The organism is Apilactobacillus micheneri, from assembly GCF_002993975.1.
Classification (GTDB): Bacteria; Bacillota; Bacilli; order Lactobacillales; family Lactobacillaceae; genus Apilactobacillus; species Apilactobacillus micheneri.
This window is the reverse complement of record NZ_POSO01000001.1, coordinates 383,681-404,694: the sequence shown is the minus strand read 5'-3', so window position 1 is coordinate 404,694 and position 21,014 is coordinate 383,681. Positions and strand designations below refer to the sequence as shown.

Sequence of the window (21,014 nt, the reverse complement as noted above, 5' to 3'; positions counted from 1 at the left end):
ATAGAATTCAAAATATGAGAGGTGTTTGTTTTGGGCACTTTTAAACACTTTTATCATAAAAATTATGATGAAAGACTAAGTATCATTTCTAACTTTGCTGATTTAAATAATCAAGAAGTTGACGAGTTTGCTAATAGTAAAAATCAAAAAAACAACAGTCTAATTGAAAACTACATTACTGACTATTCATTACCAGAGGGGATTGCGGTTAACTTTATAATTAATGGTTTTAATAAAGTGGCTCCAATGGTCACAGAAGAACCATCAGTGATTGCTGCCGCTAGTAATGGGGCACGAATGTTTAGTAAAAGTGATGGCTTGCATGCGAAGGTAATTAGCCATAATTTAACTGGCCAGATTATTATTAAAACTGATAATTATAATTTACTTTATGGTTATGTAAAAAATCATTATGCTGAACTTTTAAGAACAGCTAATAATGCTCATAAATCCATTATTGATCATGGTGGTGGTGCTAAAAAAATTCATGTAAGAAAATTAGATGAACATTATTGTTCATTAGATTTATTCGTGGATGTTGCAGAAGCAATGGGTGCTAATATTATTAATTCGATGCTAGAAGCATTAGCCAGCTTTATTAGTACTAATCATAATGAAAATATTTTAATGAGTATTTTATCTAATTATTCAATTGATAGTTTAGTAAGAGTTACCGGAAAAGTACCATTTGCTCAATTAGGTAAAAATGGTATTTCTGGTGAGAATGTTGCTAAGAAAATTGTTGAAGCATCACACATTGCACAAATTGATCCTTATCGAGCAGCTACGCACAATAAAGGTATCATGAATGGAATTGATGCTTTTGTAATGGCAATGGGGAATGATTGGCGTGCTGTTGAAAGTGGTGTACATGCTTATGCTAGTCGCAATGGTAGTTATCAAGGCTTAAGTAAATTTACAATCGAAGATGGGGCTTTGTTTGGCGAAATGACGATTCCATTGTCACTAGGTTTTGTTGGCGGAGCTACTAAGGTTTTACCCAAAGTTAAAGTTAACCAAAAAATTGCCAAAGTTCAATCTAAAAATGAATTAATGCAAATGGCTGCAGCAGTTGGGTTATCTCAAAATTTAGCAGCTTTAAAGGCCTTGGTCACTGAAGGAATTCAAAAGGGGCATATGAATTTACAACTAAAATCTTTAGCGATGAGTGCTGGAGCCAATGATGAAGAACTAGCGCATGTTGTAGATAAACTTCGACAATTAGCTAATCCTAATTTGCAAGATGCCCAAACAATCATTAAAAAATTAAGAAAATAATAACGAAGGTGAAAACAAAATGGATATTCAATTAAATAAAGAAACACAAGGACTAATTAACGTAGTAAACAAATATTTTCCTGGTAAAATTGAAGTACAATTTATCGGTCAATTACAATCAGGATATGTTCGTCATGATCAAGCCCAAGTAGTTCAAGATGGCAAAAATCTTTTTGTGCAAATCTCTGACTTATCTGCGCCTGATTATACTGCTTCACATGAACTAATTCACTTATTAATGACTTTACGTGGTTTTCCACAACTATTTTTCTCACTATCAACTGGTAATGAAAAAATCGATGAACAATTACAAGTAATGGGTACTGAACTTTTTGATATCGTTTCACATTTTGTCGTAGTTTCAGAGCAACGTAAGCATAATTTAATTAATGATGATATTGAAGCAATGTATTTAAAGGGTGTTCAAAATACGATTGAACCTGAATCAGATGAATTAGATAATTCAATGGAATTACGTTTACTAACACTTATTGATGCCCGTGTCTTTTATGGTGATACTTTTGATAAGAAAGTTCGTGCCACTTTAGAAAAAGACTATCCGGTGGCTTTAAAAGCAGCTGATAAAATTTATGAAATCATTACTGAAAAACCTACTGATTCACCATTTGGTTTACGTCGTAATGTTGTAAAATTATTTAAAGCATTTGATAAACAATTAATAGAGTGGGGATTACCTGCATTGCATAATACTGAATATGCTACGATTTCTAGTGTAGTTTCAGAACGTCAATTAAACTTGAATGTTCAACAAATGTTTGAAATTTTTCATTCAGAAATGCATGAAAGTAATACTAACCGTCGTGCATATGTTGGTTTTAACAAGAGTGATGATCAAAACTCATTTGTGGTGCCATCACCAACAGGAATGGATGATAGTCCTGCATACTTCAAAAAGTTATATGCACTAAAAGTTAAAGATTTATTTAAAGAATTAAAGATGCCATACATCATTAGAAAATAATTTTGGGAGGCTTTTTATAATGAATGAAGAAATTCAATCATTATTTGATAACGCAAAACATATTGTATTTTTAACAGGAGCTGGAGTTTCAACAGCATCAGGGATTCCAGATTACCGATCTAAAAATGGATTATACACAACTGATACTACTGGTAAACCAGCTGAATATTATTTAAGCCATGCTTGTTTAAATAATGAACCAGATACCTTTTATACTTTTGTAAAAGAAAATATGTATTATCCGGATGCCAAACCTAACGCAATTCATGAGAAACAAGCGGAACTAACTCGTCAAAAACGAGCATCAATTGTTACACAAAATGTTGATGATCTTTATAAAAAAGCAGATGCTAAAAATCTAATTGAATTTCACGGTAATTTATACAATGTTTATTGTCAAAAGTGTCACCAATCAGTTGACTGGCATGAATATATGCAAAGCCCAATTCATAAAGATTGTGGTGGAACGTTAAGACCAGGCATTGTTTTATATGATGAAGGTTTAAATCAAGAAAACATTATGAATAGTGTTAACTTAATGGAACAAGCTGATTTAGTTGTAATTGTTGGAACTTCAATGCGTGTCTATCCATTTGCTGGATTATTGGATTATCGTAATCCAAAAGCACAGGTATTGGCAGTTAATCAAGAAGAACTTAATTTTAGTTTTCCATTTAAGATGATTAAAGCAGATGCTACTAAGTTCTTTAGTGAATTAAAAGTTTAAAAGTGGGATGATTTTATGATAACGATTGGTTTAACAACTTGGTCTGATCATCCAGCCTTAATTAATGATGAGCAACGTAAAGTTAAATTAAATGAGTATACAGGATTTTTTCCGACAGTTGAAGTCGATAATCCATTTTATGGCATTCCACGTTTAACAACGATTAAGCAATGGCAGCATCAAGTGCCTAAAGACTTTCAATTTGTGATTAAGGCTAATAAGTTAATGACTAAACACGATTTAAAATCATTAATGCCAGCAAATGATGAACAAAGACTACAAGCATTTGTTAACTTTAAGACAGCCATGCAACCATTATTGGATGCTGGTCAATTAAAGACGATATTATTTCAATTTCCACCTTATTTTCAGAGAAATAATGATAATATTAGGTATTTAATTAAGATACGAAAATTATTAGGCAAAAAAATGCCAATTACAGTTGAATTTAGAAATCCTAGTTGGACTGAAGATGGTGTTTATTCGTCAGTGCTTCAATACTTAAAACGTTTTAATATGACCTTAGCAATTGTTGATGAACCGCATAATTTAAATAATGGTATTGCATTTAAACCGGTGATTACTACTAAAAAATTAGCTTTTTTAAGGTTACATGGACGCAACGAAGATGGTTGGTTTCATCAAGGTAAAGATTGGCGCAGTCAAAGGACACTCTATCGTTATAATGATTCTGAACTTAAAGCTTTTGCTGATAGTATTAAAGACCTTGAAAAACAAGTTGATGAAGTATGTATTATCTTTAATAATAATTCAGGTAAAGATGCTGCTCCGAATGCGTTAAATCTAAAAGACTTACTAAATTTACATTTCAAAAATTTAGCACCTAAACAGCTAGATTTGTTCTAATGAGGAATATTTTTGCATAACTAAATATGATATACTTATTAATAATATTATATAAATACAGGTTGAAAGGATGATTTAAATGGCTGATAACAATACATTTTATGTTACAACTCCAATTTATTATCCATCTGGACGTCTACACATTGGTAACTCATATACAACTATTGCATGTGATGCCTTGGCACGTTATAAACGTTCTGAAGGATACGATGTCTTTTTCTTAACTGGAACCGATGAACATGGTTTAAAAATTGAAGAAAAAGCGGAAAAACTAGACATGAGTCCACAAGCTTACGTGGATAAAATGGCTAAACAAATTAAACAACTTTGGAAGACTTTAGATATTACAAATGATAAATTCATTCGTACAACTGATGAAGACCATGAAAAAGCTGTACAAAAAATTTTCCAAAGATTGTTAGACCAAGGTGATATTTATCTTGGTGAATATAAAGGTTGGTATTCAGTATCAGATGAAGAATTCTTTACTGAATCTCAATTAGCAGAAGTCTATAAAGATGACCAGGGTAATGTAACCGGTGGAAAAGCCCCTTCAGGACATGAAGTTCAAATGGTCCATGAACAATCATATTTCTTTAAGATGAGTAAATATGCTGATTGGTTAGTTCAATACTATAAAGATCATCCAGATTTTATTCAACCTGAATCTCGAATGAATGAAATGATTAATAACTTTATTAAACCCGGTTTGGAAGATTTAGCTGTTTCTAGAACTTCTTTTAAATGGGGAGTTCCCGTTAAATCAGATCCTAAGCATGTTATTTATGTTTGGATTGATGCATTAAGCAACTATATTACTGCTTTAGGATATGGTAGTGATGATGAATCACTATTTAATAAATTCTGGCCTGCAGATATTCAAATGGTTGGTAAAGAAATTGTACGTTTCCATACTATTTACTGGCCTATTATTTTACATGCACTTGGTTTAACACTACCAAAACATATTATTGGTCATGGTTGGTTAACTATGAAAGATGGTAAAATGTCCAAGTCAAAGGGCAATGTTATTTACCCTGAAACATTATGTGAAAAATATGGTTTGGATGCAGTTAGATATTACTTATTAAAGGCAGTTCCATTTGGAAATGATGGAATTTTTACTCCAGAAGACTTCATTGATCGGATTAATTACGATCTAGCTAACGATTTAGGTAACTTATTAAATCGTACTGTTTCAATGATTAACAAGTATGAAGATGGTGTAATTCCAGATTATCAATCAGAAGTTACTCCTGCCGATAAAGAATTGGAATCAATTGCAACTAATGTAATTGCTGAATACAAAGAAAAAATGAATAGTGCTCATTTCTCTGATGCATTATCAGCTATTTGGAAATTAGTTTCACAAACTAATAAGTATATTGACCAAACAACTCCTTGGATTTTAGCTAAGCAACAAAATGAAGGGGATGCCGAACAACTATCAGCTGTTATGGCACACTTGGCAGCTAGTTTACGTTTGATTGCATTACTAATTAGTCCAATTATGACTAATGCACCAAAACAAATCTTTACTCAATTAGGCTTGGATGATCAAGACTTAGATTTAACTGATCCTAAATTGTCAGATTTAGGAACTGGACATAAAGTTGTTGCCAAAGGAACTCCAATTTTCCCACGTTTAGATAAGGAAGAAGAAGTTGCATTTATTAAAGGTCAAATGACTAAGTCTGATAAGAAAAAAGGTCGTGCTGTAAAAGAAGAAGCTAAGCAAAAAGCACAAGCTAAATTGGATGCAGATAAACCATTAGAAGCTAATGATAAGAAAGAAATTCGCTTTGATGCCTTTGAAAAAGTTGAATTAAAAGTAGCTCAAGTGAAATCAGTAGCTAAAGTTGAAGGTGCTGATAAGTTACTTAAGTTTACTTTAGATGCTGGTAAGCAAGAAGATACTCAAATTCTTTCTGGTATTGCTAAATGGTATCCTGATTTTGATAAATTAATTGGTAAAAAAGTAATCATCGTTTCAAACTTGAAACCTAGAAAGATGCGCGGTGAATTAAGTCAAGGAATGTTACTATCAGTTGAACATAAAGATGGTAATGTTGAATTGGTAACCGTTGGCAGTCAATTTGAAAATGGTTCAACCTTAGAATAATGGTTATTTAATAACTAGATAATTGAATAATAGCCATTAATTCAATAAAGAATTAATGGCTATTTTAGTGAAATGGAGTGTAATTAGTATATGAAAATTTTTGATTCGCATACACATTTAAATGATGACGCATTTCGTGATAATGTGGATGCTTACATTGAACATGCGCATCGACTAGGTGTAGATAAAATGGCAATTGTTGGTTCGAATACTGAAATGAATCAAGAAGCCATTGAGTTAGCTCATAAATATGATAATTTGTATGCGATTGTTGGTTGGCATCCAGAAGATTCATTAAAGTATGATGACGAACAAGAAGCTATTTTAAAAGAACAATTAAAAGATGATAAAGTTGTTGCTTTAGGTGAAATTGGTTTAGATTATTTTCAATCAGTCGCACCTAAAAAATGCCAATTTCATGTTTTTAGACGTCAAATCAGACTAGCTAAAGCCATGAATATGCCCATTTCTGTTCATAATCGCGAAGCTTTTGAAGATACTTATAAAATTTTAAGTGAAGAAGGCGTGCACAATGGAATTATTCATAGTTTTAATGGTGATCCAGAATGGTTGAAAAAATTTATTAATCTAGGGATGTATGTTTCATATTCTGGAGTTGCAAGTTTCAAAAAAACTCATGAAGTGCATGATGCAGTTAGACAAACGCCTATTGATCGAATGTTAGTCGAAACGGATGCACCTTATCTATCTCCAGAACCATTACGTGGTCATCAAAATGAACCAGCATATACGTTATATACAGTTGAAGCAGTTGCGCGTTTTAGGGATACAACCCCTGATAAGATCGCGGATGCTACTTATAATAATGCGATGAAAATTTTTGGATTGGATGAATAATGGAAAAAATTAAAGAAGTAATCGTTGTTGAAGGTAAAGACGACACAAAGCGAATTAAAAGAGCCGTGAATGCTGATACAATTGAAACAAGGGGATCGGCAATTGATGAATCTACTTTAGCGTTGATTAAAAAGGCCGCCCAAAAAAGAGGAATTATCATTTTTACTGATCCTGATTTTTCTGGTGAACGGATTCGTCGAATTGTTTCAGAAGCTGTACCCAATGCTAAACATGCCTTTGTAGATCGTAAAAAATCGGTACCTACTAAAAGTGATGGTTCGCTAGGTGTTGAACATGCTAGCGTTAATACAATTAAAGAAGCTTTAAAAAATGTCTATACATCTGATTTAGAAAATCATATGGACGCTATTAGTCATGATGATCTAGAAGGGGCGCGCTTGATTAATGATGATCAAGCTAAAATTAGAAGAACTAAATTCTGCAATATTTTACAAATTGGATATGTAAATGGGAAACAGTTACCTAAACGTTTAGCCATGTTTTCTATTTCTAAAGAACAATTTTTAAATGCAGTGAAAGAATTAAACTAAAGGAGTAACTATGACAAATAATCCAGATATTGCTAGTCCAGCAAGAACCCAAGCCATTTTGAATCGTTACCACTTATCAGCTAAGAAAAGTCTAGGACAAAATTTTCTGACTGATTTAAATGTTTTAAATAACATAGTTAAAGCTGCTAATTTAACTGATGCAGATAATGTTATTGAAATTGGCCCTGGAATTGGTGGATTAACTGAATACTTAGCAAGAAGTGCAAAAAGAGTTTTGGCTTTTGAAATTGACCAAAATTTATTACCAGTTTTAGATGATACTTTATCACCTTATAATAATGTAAAAATTATTAATGAAGATATATTACAGGCTAATTTGCCTAAAATTATTAAAGATGACTTTAATGATGAACATCCAATTAAAGTTGTTGCTAATTTACCTTATTATATTACTACCCCAATTATTTTAGATTTATTAAAAGGCAATTCTGAATTTGATAATATTACAGTTATGATGCAAAAAGAAGTCGCTCAAAGATTAGTTGCTGATCCTGGTAACCGTGATTATGGTTCATTATCTGTAATTATTCAATATATGAATAACGTTGAAATTGCTTTTGAAGTACCTCGCAAATCATTTATTCCAGCACCTAATGTTGATTCTGCAATTGTTACTTTAGCTAAAAAAGAATCAATTGAAAATGAAGTTTTTGATGTTAAAGCATTTTCTAGTTTTGTAAGAGCATGTTTTGCTCATCGTCGTAAAACCTTCTGGAATAATATGCAGGGACTGTTTGGTAAAGAACCAGCTACTAAAGAACAAGTTCAAGCAGTGCTAGATAATTTAAACATTAAACCTAGTATTCGTCCGGAAAAAATTTCGGTTGATAAATATGTTGAAATGGCAAATGCTTTTCATTCTAAAAATATGATATAAAATAATTGTTATTTTATATTGGTTGTGATATAATTTGAATTTATTTATTTTTCATGGTATAATCATTAAAGTGAGGTGAATGATTATGCCAACAAGTTTGAACACAATCAAAAGTGAGTTGGAAGATCGTCTTGGCCAAAAGGTCGTGGTGACCGTTCAAGTAGGAAGAAATAAAACATTAAAGCGTCATGGAAAACTATCTGAAATTTTTCCAGCAGTCTTTATTGTTGATTTAGAAAAAGATGAAAATTTAAAACGAGTATCTTATAGTTATACTGATATTTTGACTAAAAATATCGATGTTGACTTTGAAGATGACAATAAAACAGAAGAAGTATAATTAAGCTAATATTTTATATTAGCTTTTTTTATTTACATAATTACCTATAAAAAGTTTCACTGACTTTTATATTTTATTTTAGTATAATATTAAATAAATAAATGATATGAAACGAGGTGTGATGCTTGAGAATTGTAGAAAAAGCAAGAGCCAAGCTTAATTTAGGCTTAGATACTTTGTATCGACATAAAGATGGTAGTCCTGAATGGAATATGATAATGACTTCAATTGATTTATCTGATTATGTAGAAATTATAACTACTCAGGGGAACAGTATTCATGTTAGTTCAAGTCAAGTTTTTCTGCCTCATGATCAACGAAATTTAGCATATCAAGCGGCGCTATTAATGAAAAATACATTTGATATCAAAGAAAAGATTACTATTAATATTAAGAAAAATATTCCAGTATCTGCTGGATTAGGCGGTGGGTCTTCTGATGCTGCCGCTGTTATTCGAGGATTGAATAGGATTTGGAATTTGAACCTATCATTAAAAGAAATGGCAGTTCTTGGTTTAAAGTTGGATTCTGACGTTCCATATTGTATCTATAGTAAAACTGCGCAGGTAACTGGCAAGGGTGAAATTATTAAATTAATGCCGAAATTACCTAATATGTATTTTGTATTAGTAAAACCCAGAATTAGTGTTTCCACTCCTGAAATCTTGAGTAACATTAATTATGATAATATAAAACACGTTAATATTAATGGATTAATCGATGCAGTTAAAAAGCAAGATTATCCGCAAATTGCAAAGAATATAGGGAATGTTTTAGAGCCTATTTCTTCTAAAAAATACCAAGATATTTTTAAAATAAAAGCTAAATTTATTAAATATGGTGCTGATAATGCTCAAATGAGTGGCACTGGTCCTAGTGTTTTTGGTCTATGTAAAAGTGAGCGACATGCTAAACATATTTTTAATAGTATTCGTGGTTTTTGTTCGGAAGTATACATTGTTAAGTCCATGTAAAAACGATATTTTTTAGTTAGTTGTAATTAAAACTAACAAAATTGTGTCTTAAATCCGAACATTATGATAAAATTTACTTGTAGTTTTTACTTTTACGAGGTGAAAAAATGAAAGCCAAACGTAGTACTAGATTAGTTGATATGACTAGATTCTTAATGGAAAATCCTAATACAGTGGTTCCATTAACATTTTTTGCACATAGATATGAATCTGCGAAGTCATCAATTAGTGAAGATTTAACAATTCTAAGAAAAACTTTCCAAGAAAGTGGGACTGGAATATTGGAAACAATTCCAGGCGCTGCTGGTGGAAGTAAATTTATTCCAAGTATCGAAAAAGATGAGGCAGTTCGTTTTATTGAAGAACTACAATCATTTTTAGATGACAATACAAGAATGTTACCTGGTGGATATGTTTATATGAACGATTTATTAAACCGTCCATCGATTTTAAGACAAATTGGTAGATTGATTGCTACAATGTATAAAAATAAAAAGATTGATGCAGTTTTAACAGTTGCTACTAAGGGAATTCCGGTTGCCCAAAGTGTAGCTACTTTGTTAAATGTGCCATTTATCATTGCCAGACATGATTCCAGAATTACTGATGGTTCTACCATTAGTGTTAATTATGTTTCTGGATCGCAACGTCGGATTGAAAAAATGGTATTGTCTAAAAGAAGTTTACCTGCTAATTCCAACGTTTTAATCGTGGATGATTTTCTACGTGGTGGTGGATCTGCAGCTGGCCTTTGCAGTTTAATTAATGAATTTGATAGTAAGGTTGCTGGTATTTCTTTTGTTGCTGAACGCGATTATGATGGTGAACGTAAAATCAGCAGTGATCAATATACATCTTTATTTAAAATTGATACTAACAGCGATGAGATAAAGGTTTCACAAGGTAATTTTGATTGGAAACCATTTGATAATTTTAGTAAGAAGGGGAATTAGCATGAACACTAGAAATACAATTATTTTAGCTGCGGGCAAAGGTACCCGTATGAAATCTAAGTTGTATAAAGTCCTTCATAAAGTTTGCGGTAGAACTATGGTGGACTGTGTATTAACTCAAGTTGAAAAAATTAATATGGATAATGTTGTAACGGTAGTAGGTTATGGCGCTGATTCTGTTGAAGAACAGTTAGGTAAAAGGAGCCAATATGTGCTTCAAGAAAAACAATTGGGTACTGGTGATGCAGTTAAAAAGACTGCACCTATTTTAAGTGATTTAGATGGCTCTACTATGGTAGTTAGTGGAGATACACCTTTATTTAAAGCCGATACATTCCAAAAATTATTCGATTATCACGAAGAAAGTAATGCTGTTGCGACCGTTTTAACTTCTAAGGCACCTAATCCTTTCGGCTATGGAAGAGTTATTCGTGATTCAGAAGGCAACGTTAATAAGATTGTTGAACAAAAAGATGCTAGTGAAGCGGAAAAGAAAATTGACGAAATTAATACCGGTGTATATGTATTTGATAACAAAGAGTTATTCAATGCCTTAAATCAAGTTAATAATGATAATGCTCAAGGCGAATATTACTTACCAGATGTTATTGGTATTTTCAAAGAACAAAATAAAAAAATTGGTGCATATCAAATGGATGATTTTAATGAATCCATGGGTGTAAATGACCGTATTGCTTTATCTAATGCTAATCAAGTTATGCAAAGACGCATTAACGAAGAACATATGGCTAATGGAGTATCAATGATTAATCCTTCAAATACTTATATTGATTTTGATATTCAAATTGGTCAAGACACTGTTATTGAACCAGGTGTACAAATTCACGGGCACACTAAAATTGGCCAAAATTGTAAAATTGGTGCTAATTCAGAAATTCATGATTGTGTGATTCATGATGGTGTTACAATAACCTCATCTTACCTTCAAGAATCTGAAATGATGGAAGGTTCTGATATTGGTCCTTACAGTCATTTAAGACCACATGCAGTTATTGGTAAAAACGTTCATCTTGGCAACTTTGTTGAAGTCAAAAAAGCTCAAATTGATGAAGGAACTAAGGTTGGACATTTAACTTATGTTGGAAATGCTCATCTAGGTAAGAATATTAATGTTGGTTGTGGAGTTATTTTTGCTAACTATGATGGTAAAAACAAACATGAAACTAACGTTGGAGATGCATCATTCATTGGTAGTAATGCCAATTTAATTGCGCCTGTAAATATTGATGATCATTCATTTATTGCTGCAGGTTCTACAATTACTGATGATGTTAAACAATATGATATGGCCATTGCTAGACAACGTCAGACTAACAAGCCAGGCTATTACAAAAAATTACCATATAATGGATAATTAAAACGTTTATTTATAATTCCTATAACTTTTGAGTGAAAAAAATATGGTTTTAGTGTAAAATAATGTTGAATGATTTATATTGAACTGACGAATAATATTTTATTGTTAGGTGGAGGAACTTTATGGCTGAAAAATATTCTGATCCTAAATTAAAGATTTTTGCATTAAATTCAAACATCCCATTAGCTGAAAAAATTGCTGATCGTGTTGGAGTAGATTTAGGTAAAACATCTGTAGATAGATTTAGTGATGGAGAAATCAAAATTAACATTGAAGAAAGTATCCGTGGAGATAACTGTTACATCATTCAATCTACATCTGCTCCAGTAAATGATAATTTAATGGAATTGATGATTATGATTGATGCATTAAGACGTGCTAGTGCAAAAACTATTAATGTTGTAATTCCTTACTATGGTTATGCAAGACAAGATCGTAAGGCTCGTTCAAGAGAACCAATTACTGCTAAGTTAGTTGCTAACATGTTAGAAACTGCTGGAATTAATCGAGTAGTTGCATTAGACTTACATGCTGCTCAAATTCAAGGTTTCTTTGATGTTCCAGTTGATCATTTAATGGGTGCACCATTATTGGCTGACCATTTTATGAATCATGGATGGAATTCTGATGCAGTTGTAGTTTCTCCTGATCATGGTGGGGTAGTTCGTGCTCGTGCATTAGCAGAATTCTTGAAATCACCAATTTCTATCATTGATAAACGCCGTCCACAAGCAAATGTTGCTGAAATTATGAATATTATTGGTGATGTAAAAGGTAAATCATGTTTGATGGTTGATGATATGATTGATACTGCTGGTACTATTACTCTAGGTGCTCAAGCTTTAATGGAAGCTGGAGCTAAAGAAGTATATGCTTGTTGTACACATCCAGTATTATCTGGTCCAGCCATTGATCGAATTGAAAAATCACCAATTAAAAAATTGGTAGTTACTGATACAATCCGTTTACCAAAAGAAAAACAAATTGATAAGATTGAACAAATTTCTGTTGCTCCACTAATTGGAGATGCAATTAAACGTATCAATGAAGATCGTGCTGTTAGTCCTTTATTCAGTAATCGTTTTAGAACTGATGATAAATAATGAATAAAAGATTTTTTGGTCTAATTATTTCTGCTGTGAGTATAATTATTGGCTTAATAATCTATATATTTAATATACAGATTATTGCAATGAGTAATGTCTTCTTTATATTAGGCTTATTGTTGGTCATAATAGGAGCCGTTATGATAATTGCTAAAGGTCATTTATTTACTGGTTGGCGTATTTTTCATCGCAAAGGTGATAATGAGCGTTTTGAAAATGAAAAAATTCCGGCTAAAGAAATTGGTCGCAAGAAGAATGAATCAATAGTAATAAATGATTTTGCAAAGCTGTTTTTAACAGTGGGGATTATATGGATTTTAATCGCAATTTTAATTACTTTATAATAAAAAAGTTCCCCTTAGCATTTTTCAATGTTAAGGGGAACTTTTTGTTAATTATTATTTTTTGTTTAATGCAAAATTGCGAATGGCATATGCAACACCATTTTCTTTATTAGTCTTAGTAACTTTATTAGCAATTGCCTTTAGTTCATCTACAGCATTACCCATGGCTACACCGGTGCCAGCATATTTAACCATAGTCATATCGTTATTTTGATCACCAATTGCCATTACATTATCAGCAGTTAAATTTAAATCTTTAGCTAAGCTATCAAGAGCATTTCCTTTTGATGATTTTTTATTCATAAATTCAATAAAAACAGGGGTACTTTTTACAACAGAAAAACGATTAAACAAATCTTCTGGGATTTCTTCAAAAGCTTTATCAATTACATCTGGATTAGCAATTAACATGGCCTTAACTACTTCAATACTTTCATCAATTTCATTGGGTTCACGAACCTTAATTGGCATTTTAACTAAATAACTTTCTGCAATTGAAAAGGGACTTAAATCACGGTTAGTAGCATAAATATAATCAGCAGTCTCAATTTGAAAATTAGTATCTAATTTATGACTTAATTTTTCTAGTTCTAAAAATTCATCATGAGTAATATTTTCCTTTTCAATAATGTTTCCATCAGCATCTTGTACTTGTGAACCATTAAAAGTAATAGCATATTCATCATGACCGGAAATATTTAATGCTTTAAGGTAAGTTTTAACGCCAGTTAATGGACGGCCAGTACATAAAACGACTTTAATACCTTGTTTTCTAGCTTCTGTAATAGCATCGATAGTTTCTTGTGCTAAATTATTTTCTTCATTTAACAATGTGCCATCGATATCGATAGCGATTAATTTAATGTCTTTCATAATCTTACCTCCATGTAATTATATTAATTGATTATTTTTTATATGTTTTTGAAATTTCTCATATATAGGTTGAAAAATTTCGATGTTGTTTGCAGAATTCAGCATTTCTTTAGGGAAGAAGAATCTTTCATCTCCCAATTGTTTACCGGTTACTGCATTTACTAAACGAGAAACTTTTGATAATTCAACCATCGTACCATCTGGACGACGTAATTCAATTTGTGTTGCATGGTGTTTCTTTTTAGGATCATAAGCATCATAAGGTAAATCAAAACTATTATTAGTATCTGTATAGTATTCAGGAGCAAATCCAACCTGCTTGATTAATTCTTGTAATTTAGGAATTAATTTTTTAGTGTCACTATTAAATTCTACAGATTTAAGGGGACGACGATTAATAAAACGATCAGCCAAATCAGAAAGAATGCTATCCTTTGAATCTACCCAGTGAATAAAATATGTGTTTAATACACCATCATCTAGTTTTAAATAGTCGTCGATATCAAAATTATTTTGGAAAAATGGCATTAATAGATAAGGGGTGGAGCTATCATTAGTAGGCATTTTGTCGGCTAATTGTTTTGCTCGTTTTAACAAATGACTTAGAATGACTTCCATTGATCGAGATACAGGATGAAAGTAGACTTGCATGTACATTTGCAGACGGCTAATAATATAATCTTCTACAGCATGCATCCCAGAAATATCGAAGCAAATTCCACCACTATATGGACGCATTACTCGTAGAATTCTAGTTAAATCAAAATTACCATAACTTGCACCAGTATTATATGCATCCCTTAATAAATAATCCATCCGGTCGGCATCACATTGACTAGAAATCATTTGGACAACTTGTGGATTACTATAAGTATGATTAATTACAGCAGCAACTTGTTTTGGAAATTCGGGATCGACATTACGTAAGACCTTATTTACCTCAGTTTTAGGAGAAGTAATAATTTCTTGTGTAATCATTTCATGATTAGTATGGAAAATATGTTCAAAAGTATGTGAATACGCACCATGTCCAATATCATGTAATAGTGCTGCACATAGGGCAACTAATCTTTCAGAATCATTCCAAAGTCCATCGCCTGGATTTTCAGTAGGATAATTTCTCAAAAATAAATCACAAATTCTGCGTGTAATTTCATAAACACCTAAACTATGGGTGAATCTAGAATGCTCAGCACCGTGAAATGTGAATGATGAAGCCCCCAATTGTTTGACTCTTCTTAGTCTTTGCATTTCCTTAGTATTAATTAAATCTAAGATGACTTGATGTTGCACATATATGTAATCATGAACAGGGTCACGAAAAACTTTTTCTCGTGGTAACAACTTATCTGTAAACTTCAATGATTGTCCCCCTTATAAATATATATTTAATAACTATCATTATAACAAATAACATTAATGAAGAATTAAAATTAAACTTATTAAATTAATGCATTTAAGGTAGATACCATATATAATTAAATATATGAATTCACAATATAAAGGAGTGAATAAATTTGACCGACAATAGTGAAAGTGTAGTTGTAGATTTAACTACCTATATTAAGCAAGATGATGAAAGCGAAAAATTTACTTTTCGTGAATTAGGAACATTAGTAAACGTTGGCGATAAAACTTATTTGCGTTTTAAGGAAACTCAAAAGGAAGAAAAGGTCGCATCAGTTACCATTAAAATTAGTGATGATCATGTTCAATTGACTAGACAAGATAAAATGGGTCATCATTCAAGATTGATTTTTGCTGATAAAGAACAACATGATACCATTTATCAAACTCCATATGGACCTGTTAAACTTGCGGTTAATACTAAAGATTTATTATATAATTACCAAGAGTCTCCACAAGCAGGTGATTTAGATATTAAATATGAACTAATGTCTGGCAACATGATGATTGGTGAGTACAAAATGGAATTGCATTTTTCTGCTTAAACGAGTATTATATTATTTAGTATTTTGAAAGGACGTGCACCGATTTGAAACTAGAAGCCTTAGAAGGTAAAGACAAGAAAGAATTATCAATGGTAGAAGTCGCTCATGCTATCTTAGCTGAACATGGGGATGTTATGGCCTTTGCTGATATCGCAAACGAAATCCAAAAATATTTGGGTGATTCTGATGAAGAAATTCGTAAACGATTAGTTCAATTCTATACAGATATGAACGTTGATGGTAGTTTTATTTCTTTAGGTGATAATCTTTGGGGATTAAGAACATGGTACCCATACGAATCAATCGATGAAGCTACTGTTCATCCAGAAGATGAAGATATTGATCGTCCTAGAAATAAAAAACGTCGTAAAGTTAATGCTTTCCTTGCTGATGCTTCTGATGATGATGACGTTATTGATTATGATGACGATGATCCAGAAGACCAAGACGACGAATTTGAAGATGCTGATGAAGGCACTGACGAAACCGATAAATATCATAAAGATTTAGATGACATTGACGAAGAAAACGATACTAATGAAGAAGACATTCCAGATGGTATCGAAGGAGAATTATCAGAGTTGCATGATGACGACGATGATGATGATTCTAAAGATTAATTAAAATAATTTTACTTTATATATCTTGACTAAAGATATATAACCATGTATTATTATTTTTGGGCTCCTTACAAAAGGTTTTGTGAGGACAATTGATCGATTAAAGTAATCAATAACTCCCTATTCTCGTGAATAGGGAGTTTTTACGTTTTTACCCTAATAGATTTTATGAGGAGTTATATACACATGACTAAATATGTTTTTGTTACTGGTGGGGTTGTTTCTTCACTAGGAAAAGGAATTGTTTCTGCATCACTAGGCCGTTTATTAAAGAATCGTGGATTAAATGTTACAATTCAAAAATTTGATCCATACATTAATGTCGACCCCGGTACAATGAGTCCTTACCAACATGGGGAAGTTTTTGTTACCAATGATGGTACAGAAACCGACCTTGATCTTGGACATTATGAACGTTTTATTGATAATGATTTGAATAAGTACTCAAACGTAACTACTGGTAAAATTTATTCAGAAGTTTTACGTAAAGAACGTCGTGGAGATTACTTAGGAGCTACTGTTCAAGTTATTCCTCATATTACCGGAATGATTAAAGAAAAAATTATGCGTGCTGCTAAGGTTTCTGATGCCGATATTGTAATCACTGAAATTGGTGGTACTGTTGGTGATATTGAATCCCTTCCATTCTTGGAAGCTATCCGTCAAATGAAGGCTGAAGTAGGCGATGAAAATGTATTTTACATTCATACTACTTTAATTCCTTACTTACGTGCTGCTGGTGAAATGAAAACTAAGCCAACTCAACACAGTGTTAAGGAATTACGCGGACTAGGTATTCAACCAAACTTATTGGTTGTTAGAACTGAACAAGATGTCACTGATGATATGAAGAGAAAAATTGCGCTATTCTGTGATGTTAAGCCAGAAGCAGTTGTTGAATCTAAAGATGCACCAACCTTGTACACTATTCCATTAATGCTACAAGATCAAAAAATGGATCAACAAGTGTTAGATCATTTTGGTGTAAAAGCACCAGCTGCTGATATGACTGCATGGAAACAACTTGAAAACAAGGTACAAAACTTAAGTAAAGAAATTAACATTACTTTGGTTGGTAAGTATGTTAAGTTGAAGGATGCTTACATTTCAATTACTGAATCATTAAAGCATGCTGGATACCCATTAGACGCTAAAGTTAATCTAAAAATGTTAAATTCAGAAAAAGTTAATGAAGATAATGTAAAAGATTTATTAAGTGATGCTGATGGTATCTTAGTTCCTGGTGGTTTTGGTGACCGTGGAATTGAAGGTATGATTACCGCTGTTAAATATGCTAGAGAAAATGATGTTCCTTACTTTGGTATTTGTTTAGGTATGCAAATTGCAAGTATTGAATTTGCTCGTGATGTCCTAGGTTATAAGGATGCTAATACCACTGAAATTGATCAAGATACACCACATAAGATTATTGACTTGATGGCAGACCAAAGTGACATTGATGGTATGGGTGGTACTCAACGTTTAGGTGCTTATCCATGTAAATTAATTCCTGGAACTAAAACAGCTGCTGCTTATGATAATAAAAAAGAAATTTCAGAACGTCACCGTCACCGTTATGAATATAACAATGCATATAGAAAAGAAATGGAAGATAACGGTTTAGTTATTTCTGGTACTTCACCTGATAATCATTTAGTTGAAGTTATTGAAATTCCAGAAAATAAATTCTTTATCGCTGCTCAATATCATCCAGAATTCTTATCTAGACCAACTAAACCAGAAGGTTTATTTAAAGCATTTGTTAAAGCTGCTGGTGAAGAACACGATATTAAAAATAAATAGATAAAAAAGGACTAAATAGTTATTTAGTCCTTTTTTTATTAACTTTTAATTAAATATACGTATAATTTGCCATAAAGTATTGTTTTTTCAATGTTATTATTTATGATTATTAATGTATTGTTCACTAAATTAAGTGAAACGTAAGTGAGGAATTTAAATAATGAATAAAATGATAATAAGAGGTGGACATCGACTATCTGGTGATGTAACTATTGGTGGTGCCAAAAATAGTACGGTAGCTTTAATTCCTGCTGCTATTTTAGCAGATACACCGGTTCAATTCGATATGGTTCCTAACATATTAGATGTACATAATCTAATGGTTATTCTGGAATCTATGAATGTTAAATCAGATTTTGCCGATGGCATTTTAAACGTTGATCCAACAAATATAATAGAAAATGCTTTACCTAGTAAGGCAATTAAAAGTCTAAGAGCATCATATTATTTCATGGGAGCATTATTAGGTCGTTTTGGTAGAGCTAAAGTTACCTTTCCAGGCGGAGATAATATTGGGCCTAGACCAATTGATCAACATATTAAGGCTTTCAAAGCAATGGGAGCTAAAGTCGTTAATGATAAAGATAAGGTTATTATTACAACTGATGAAAAAGGTTTACATGGAGCTTCTATCTTTTTAGATGTTGTATCTGTAGGTGCTACAATTAATGCAATTTTAGCAGCTGTTAAAGCCAATGGACACACTGTAATTAGGAATGCGGCTAAAGAACCTGAAATCATTGATATTGTAACCTTCTTAAATAATATGGGAGCTAAAATTAGAGGTGCTGGTACTGATGTAATCAGAATTGAGGGGGTTGCAAAGCTTATTGCGCAAAACACCCATATTATTATTCCTGATCGCATTGAAGCAGGTACTTACTTAGCAATGGCATCAGCTTATGGTGATGGTGTTAATATTCATAATGTAATTCCAGAACATTTGGAATCATTTATTGCTAAACTATTGGAAATGGGTATTGATCTAAAAATTAACGAAGACAGTATTTATGTTCCTAAAAGTCATAAGCTTAATAGCATTGAAATTAAAACAATGCCTTATCCAGGATTTGCTACTGATTTACAACAACCAATCACTCCATTGTTATTAAAAGCTAATGGTGATAGTACAATTATTGATACCATTTATCCTAAGCGAACTAAGCACATTAGTGAATTGAATAAAATGGGTGCTAAGATTCGTTATAATGATGGAAATGGTAGTATTATTGTTAGTCATACTGACGACTTAAATGGAACTACTATTTCGGCAGGCGAAATTAGAGCGGGAGCATCAGAAATGATTGCTGGATTAATGGCTAATGGAACTACAGTTATAAATAATGCGGATAATATTTTACGTGGTTATGATAATATTGTTGATAAATTAACCCAATTAAATGCCGAAGTTGAAATTATAAATGATGAAAAATAATTTGTTTGCTATTGATGAAATTATTTTTTAATGTTAATATAATGAAGTCGACTAATCGATAATCTCTGAATCAACATATGATACAGGGCAAAGGAGCGATATATAATGAAACAAGGAATCCATCCAGAATACCACGAAGTAGTATTCCAAGATACTAGTACTGGTGCTAAATTCGTTGCTGGTTCAACTATGAACTCAAGCGAAACTATCAAGATGGACGATGGTAATGAATACCCATTAGTACGTCTTGAAATTTCTTCAGATTCTCATCCATTCTACACTGGCCGTGAAAAATTCACTCAAGCCGATGGTGCTGTGGATCGTTTCAACAAGAAATACGGTTTCAAGTAAATATAAAAAGCAAGTCCAATTGGACTTGCTTTTTTTATTAATTTTTTAAAATATAATTAATCCATTTGGGCATTATTTTATTAATAACTTCAAATGTTTGTTCAAATTTACCAGTAAACCATGGATCTGGAATTTCATGGTCACTTTTTTGATCATCAATATTCAAATATAAATGAATTTTTTGTAAATCATCTTTTGGTGACCAATGCATTAGATTATCCATGTTTTCTTTATCCATACCAATTATGTAATCATATTTATCAAAATCTTTTGCCTCAATTTGAGTGGCATACATACCGGAATAATCTAGATGGTGTTTATCTAAAATAGTTCTAACATTAGGATGAGGAGGATTACCAATTTCCTCAGAGCTAGTTGCGGCAGAATTTACTTCAATTTTGTTTGATAGATTATCTTTTTTTATTTGATCTTTTAAAATAGCTTCAGCCATCGCAGAACGACATACATTTCCATGACATACGAATAAGACTTTTTTCAAACTGATGACCTCCAATTTTTTATTCATATAAATTTTAACAGGATTTCATAGAATATTAAATTATATAGTTATTCAATATTGACAAATAGTTGTACAATTAAGG

Annotated in this window: 22 protein-coding genes; 19 read left to right on the top strand and 3 right to left on the bottom strand. The window is 31.9% G+C overall.

Annotation, left to right across the window (positions count from 1 at the left end; all coding sequences use genetic code 11):
- Positions 1–30 precede the first annotated feature (30 nt).
- From C7N41_RS02040 to C7N41_RS01975, 14 genes are all read left to right on the top strand, one after another.
- Positions 31–1,278, top strand: coding sequence for a hydroxymethylglutaryl-CoA reductase, degradative (locus C7N41_RS02040; RefSeq protein WP_105964056.1), 1,248 nt, complete (start codon positions 31–33; stop codon positions 1,276–1,278).
- A gap of 19 nt (positions 1,279–1,297) precedes the next feature.
- Positions 1,298–2,260 (top strand): IpaB/EvcA family protein, encoded by a 963-nt coding sequence (locus tag C7N41_RS02035; protein WP_105964055.1) that lies wholly within the window; start codon positions 1,298–1,300, stop codon positions 2,258–2,260.
- A 19-nt stretch (positions 2,261–2,279) separates the two neighbouring features.
- Positions 2,280–2,987 (top strand): NAD-dependent protein deacylase, encoded by a 708-nt coding sequence (locus C7N41_RS02030; RefSeq protein ID WP_370737856.1) that lies wholly within the window; start codon positions 2,280–2,282, stop codon positions 2,985–2,987.
- A gap of 15 nt (positions 2,988–3,002) precedes the next feature.
- Positions 3,003–3,854, top strand: a complete 852-nt coding sequence (locus C7N41_RS02025) for a DUF72 domain-containing protein (protein ID WP_105964053.1) — start codon at positions 3,003–3,005, stop codon at positions 3,852–3,854.
- A 79-nt stretch (positions 3,855–3,933) separates the two neighbouring features.
- On the top strand, positions 3,934–5,976 hold the full coding sequence (gene metG / locus C7N41_RS02020; protein WP_105964052.1) for a methionine--tRNA ligase: 2,043 nt from the start codon (positions 3,934–3,936) through the stop codon (positions 5,974–5,976).
- A 90-nt stretch (positions 5,977–6,066) separates the two neighbouring features.
- Positions 6,067–6,834, top strand: a complete 768-nt coding sequence (locus tag C7N41_RS02015) for a TatD family hydrolase (protein ID WP_105964051.1) — start codon at positions 6,067–6,069, stop codon at positions 6,832–6,834.
- The gene (rnmV, locus tag C7N41_RS02010; RefSeq protein ID WP_105964050.1) at positions 6,834–7,385 is read left to right on the top strand and encodes a ribonuclease M5; all 552 of its coding nucleotides are present in this window, start codon (positions 6,834–6,836) and stop codon (positions 7,383–7,385) included. The genes C7N41_RS02015 and rnmV overlap by 1 nt, the downstream gene beginning before the upstream one ends.
- Before the next feature lie 10 nt (positions 7,386–7,395).
- Positions 7,396–8,283: a 16S rRNA (adenine(1518)-N(6)/adenine(1519)-N(6))-dimethyltransferase RsmA gene (gene rsmA / locus C7N41_RS02005; RefSeq protein ID WP_105964049.1), complete on the top strand. Its 888-nt coding sequence runs from the start codon at positions 7,396–7,398 to the stop codon at positions 8,281–8,283.
- A gap of 85 nt (positions 8,284–8,368) precedes the next feature.
- Entirely contained in the window at positions 8,369–8,623 is a 255-nt protein-coding gene (locus C7N41_RS02000) for a Veg family protein (RefSeq protein ID WP_105964048.1), read from the top strand.
- Positions 8,624–8,748: 125 nt separating this feature from the next.
- Complete coding sequence (ispE, locus tag C7N41_RS01995) at positions 8,749–9,597, top strand: 4-(cytidine 5'-diphospho)-2-C-methyl-D-erythritol kinase (protein ID WP_105964047.1); 849 nt, start codon at positions 8,749–8,751, stop codon at positions 9,595–9,597.
- Positions 9,598–9,704: 107 nt separating this feature from the next.
- Positions 9,705–10,550 carry a pur operon repressor gene (gene purR / locus C7N41_RS01990; RefSeq protein WP_105964046.1) on the top strand — a complete coding sequence of 282 codons (846 nt, stop codon included), beginning with the start codon at positions 9,705–9,707 and terminating at the stop codon, positions 10,548–10,550.
- A 1-nt stretch (position 10,551) separates the two neighbouring features.
- The gene (glmU, locus tag C7N41_RS01985; protein ID WP_105964045.1) at positions 10,552–11,925 is read left to right on the top strand and encodes a bifunctional UDP-N-acetylglucosamine diphosphorylase/glucosamine-1-phosphate N-acetyltransferase GlmU; all 1,374 of its coding nucleotides are present in this window, start codon (positions 10,552–10,554) and stop codon (positions 11,923–11,925) included.
- Positions 11,926–12,050: 125 nt separating this feature from the next.
- Positions 12,051–13,031: a ribose-phosphate diphosphokinase gene (locus C7N41_RS01980; RefSeq protein ID WP_105957355.1), complete on the top strand. Its 981-nt coding sequence runs from the start codon at positions 12,051–12,053 to the stop codon at positions 13,029–13,031.
- The gene (locus C7N41_RS01975) at positions 13,031–13,378 is read left to right on the top strand and encodes a DUF3899 domain-containing protein (RefSeq protein WP_105964044.1); all 348 of its coding nucleotides are present in this window, start codon (positions 13,031–13,033) and stop codon (positions 13,376–13,378) included. Before C7N41_RS01980 ends, C7N41_RS01975 begins: the two co-directional genes overlap by 1 nt.
- A 54-nt stretch (positions 13,379–13,432) precedes the next feature.
- Here the strand turns inward: C7N41_RS01975 and yidA are convergent, their stop codons facing one another.
- Both yidA and C7N41_RS01965 read right to left on the bottom strand, forming a co-directional pair.
- Positions 13,433–14,251, bottom strand: coding sequence for a sugar-phosphatase (yidA, locus tag C7N41_RS01970; RefSeq protein WP_105964043.1), 819 nt, complete (start codon positions 14,249–14,251; stop codon positions 13,433–13,435).
- Between the two features lie 18 nt (positions 14,252–14,269).
- Positions 14,270–15,613, bottom strand: coding sequence for an HD domain-containing protein (locus C7N41_RS01965; RefSeq protein WP_105964042.1), 1,344 nt, complete (start codon positions 15,611–15,613; stop codon positions 14,270–14,272).
- Between the two features lie 155 nt (positions 15,614–15,768).
- Here C7N41_RS01965 and C7N41_RS01960 point away from each other — a divergent pair, with 155 nt between their 5' ends.
- The 5 genes from C7N41_RS01960 to C7N41_RS01940 all read left to right on the top strand — a co-directional run bounded on the left by C7N41_RS01960 (position 15,769) and on the right by C7N41_RS01940 (position 20,412).
- On the top strand, positions 15,769–16,203 hold the full coding sequence (locus C7N41_RS01960) for a DUF1934 domain-containing protein (RefSeq protein WP_157944941.1): 435 nt from the start codon (positions 15,769–15,771) through the stop codon (positions 16,201–16,203).
- 89 nt (positions 16,204–16,292) lie between these two features.
- A complete protein-coding gene (rpoE, locus tag C7N41_RS01955; protein ID WP_370737857.1) occupies positions 16,293–16,823 on the top strand; it encodes a DNA-directed RNA polymerase subunit delta in 531 nt (176 codons plus the stop codon).
- 186 nt (positions 16,824–17,009) lie between these two features.
- Entirely contained in the window at positions 17,010–18,626 is a 1,617-nt protein-coding gene (locus tag C7N41_RS01950) for a CTP synthase (protein WP_105964039.1), read from the top strand.
- A 160-nt stretch (positions 18,627–18,786) separates the two neighbouring features.
- Complete coding sequence (locus tag C7N41_RS01945) at positions 18,787–20,061, top strand: UDP-N-acetylglucosamine 1-carboxyvinyltransferase (RefSeq protein WP_105964038.1); 1,275 nt, start codon at positions 18,787–18,789, stop codon at positions 20,059–20,061.
- A gap of 105 nt (positions 20,062–20,166) precedes the next feature.
- A complete protein-coding gene (locus tag C7N41_RS01940) occupies positions 20,167–20,412 on the top strand; it encodes a type B 50S ribosomal protein L31 (RefSeq protein WP_105957348.1) in 246 nt (81 codons plus the stop codon).
- Positions 20,413–20,449: 37 nt separating this feature from the next.
- Here the strand turns inward: C7N41_RS01940 and C7N41_RS01935 are convergent, their stop codons facing one another.
- Entirely contained in the window at positions 20,450–20,911 is a 462-nt protein-coding gene (locus C7N41_RS01935) for a low molecular weight protein-tyrosine-phosphatase (protein ID WP_105964037.1), read from the bottom strand.
- Positions 20,912–21,014: the final 103 nt, after the last annotated feature.

Bases quoted from the DNA above. Each gene is read 5' to 3' on its own strand.
- C7N41_RS02035 (WP_105964055.1), top strand. From the start codon at position 1,298: ATGGATATTCAATTAAATAAAGAAACACAAGGACTAATTAACGTAGTA.
- C7N41_RS02030 (WP_370737856.1), top strand. From the start codon at position 2,280: ATGAATGAAGAAATTCAATCATTATTTGATAACGCAAAACATATTGTA.
- C7N41_RS02025 (WP_105964053.1), top strand. From the start codon at position 3,003: ATGATAACGATTGGTTTAACAACTTGGTCTGATCATCCAGCCTTAATT.
- metG (WP_105964052.1), top strand. From the start codon at position 3,934: ATGGCTGATAACAATACATTTTATGTTACAACTCCAATTTATTATCCA.
- C7N41_RS02015 (WP_105964051.1), top strand. From the start codon at position 6,067: ATGAAAATTTTTGATTCGCATACACATTTAAATGATGACGCATTTCGT.
- rnmV (WP_105964050.1), top strand. From the start codon at position 6,834: ATGGAAAAAATTAAAGAAGTAATCGTTGTTGAAGGTAAAGACGACACA.
- rsmA (WP_105964049.1), top strand. From the start codon at position 7,396: ATGACAAATAATCCAGATATTGCTAGTCCAGCAAGAACCCAAGCCATT.
- C7N41_RS02000 (WP_105964048.1), top strand. From the start codon at position 8,369: ATGCCAACAAGTTTGAACACAATCAAAAGTGAGTTGGAAGATCGTCTT.
- purR (WP_105964046.1), top strand. From the start codon at position 9,705: ATGAAAGCCAAACGTAGTACTAGATTAGTTGATATGACTAGATTCTTA.
- glmU (WP_105964045.1), top strand. From the start codon at position 10,552: ATGAACACTAGAAATACAATTATTTTAGCTGCGGGCAAAGGTACCCGT.
- C7N41_RS01980 (WP_105957355.1), top strand. From the start codon at position 12,051: ATGGCTGAAAAATATTCTGATCCTAAATTAAAGATTTTTGCATTAAAT.
- C7N41_RS01975 (WP_105964044.1), top strand. From the start codon at position 13,031: ATGAATAAAAGATTTTTTGGTCTAATTATTTCTGCTGTGAGTATAATT.
- yidA (WP_105964043.1), bottom strand. From the start codon at position 14,251: ATGAAAGACATTAAATTAATCGCTATCGATATCGATGGCACATTGTTA.
- rpoE (WP_370737857.1), top strand. From the start codon at position 16,293: ATGGTAGAAGTCGCTCATGCTATCTTAGCTGAACATGGGGATGTTATG.
- C7N41_RS01950 (WP_105964039.1), top strand. From the start codon at position 17,010: ATGACTAAATATGTTTTTGTTACTGGTGGGGTTGTTTCTTCACTAGGA.
- C7N41_RS01945 (WP_105964038.1), top strand. From the start codon at position 18,787: ATGAATAAAATGATAATAAGAGGTGGACATCGACTATCTGGTGATGTA.
- C7N41_RS01940 (WP_105957348.1), top strand. From the start codon at position 20,167: ATGAAACAAGGAATCCATCCAGAATACCACGAAGTAGTATTCCAAGAT.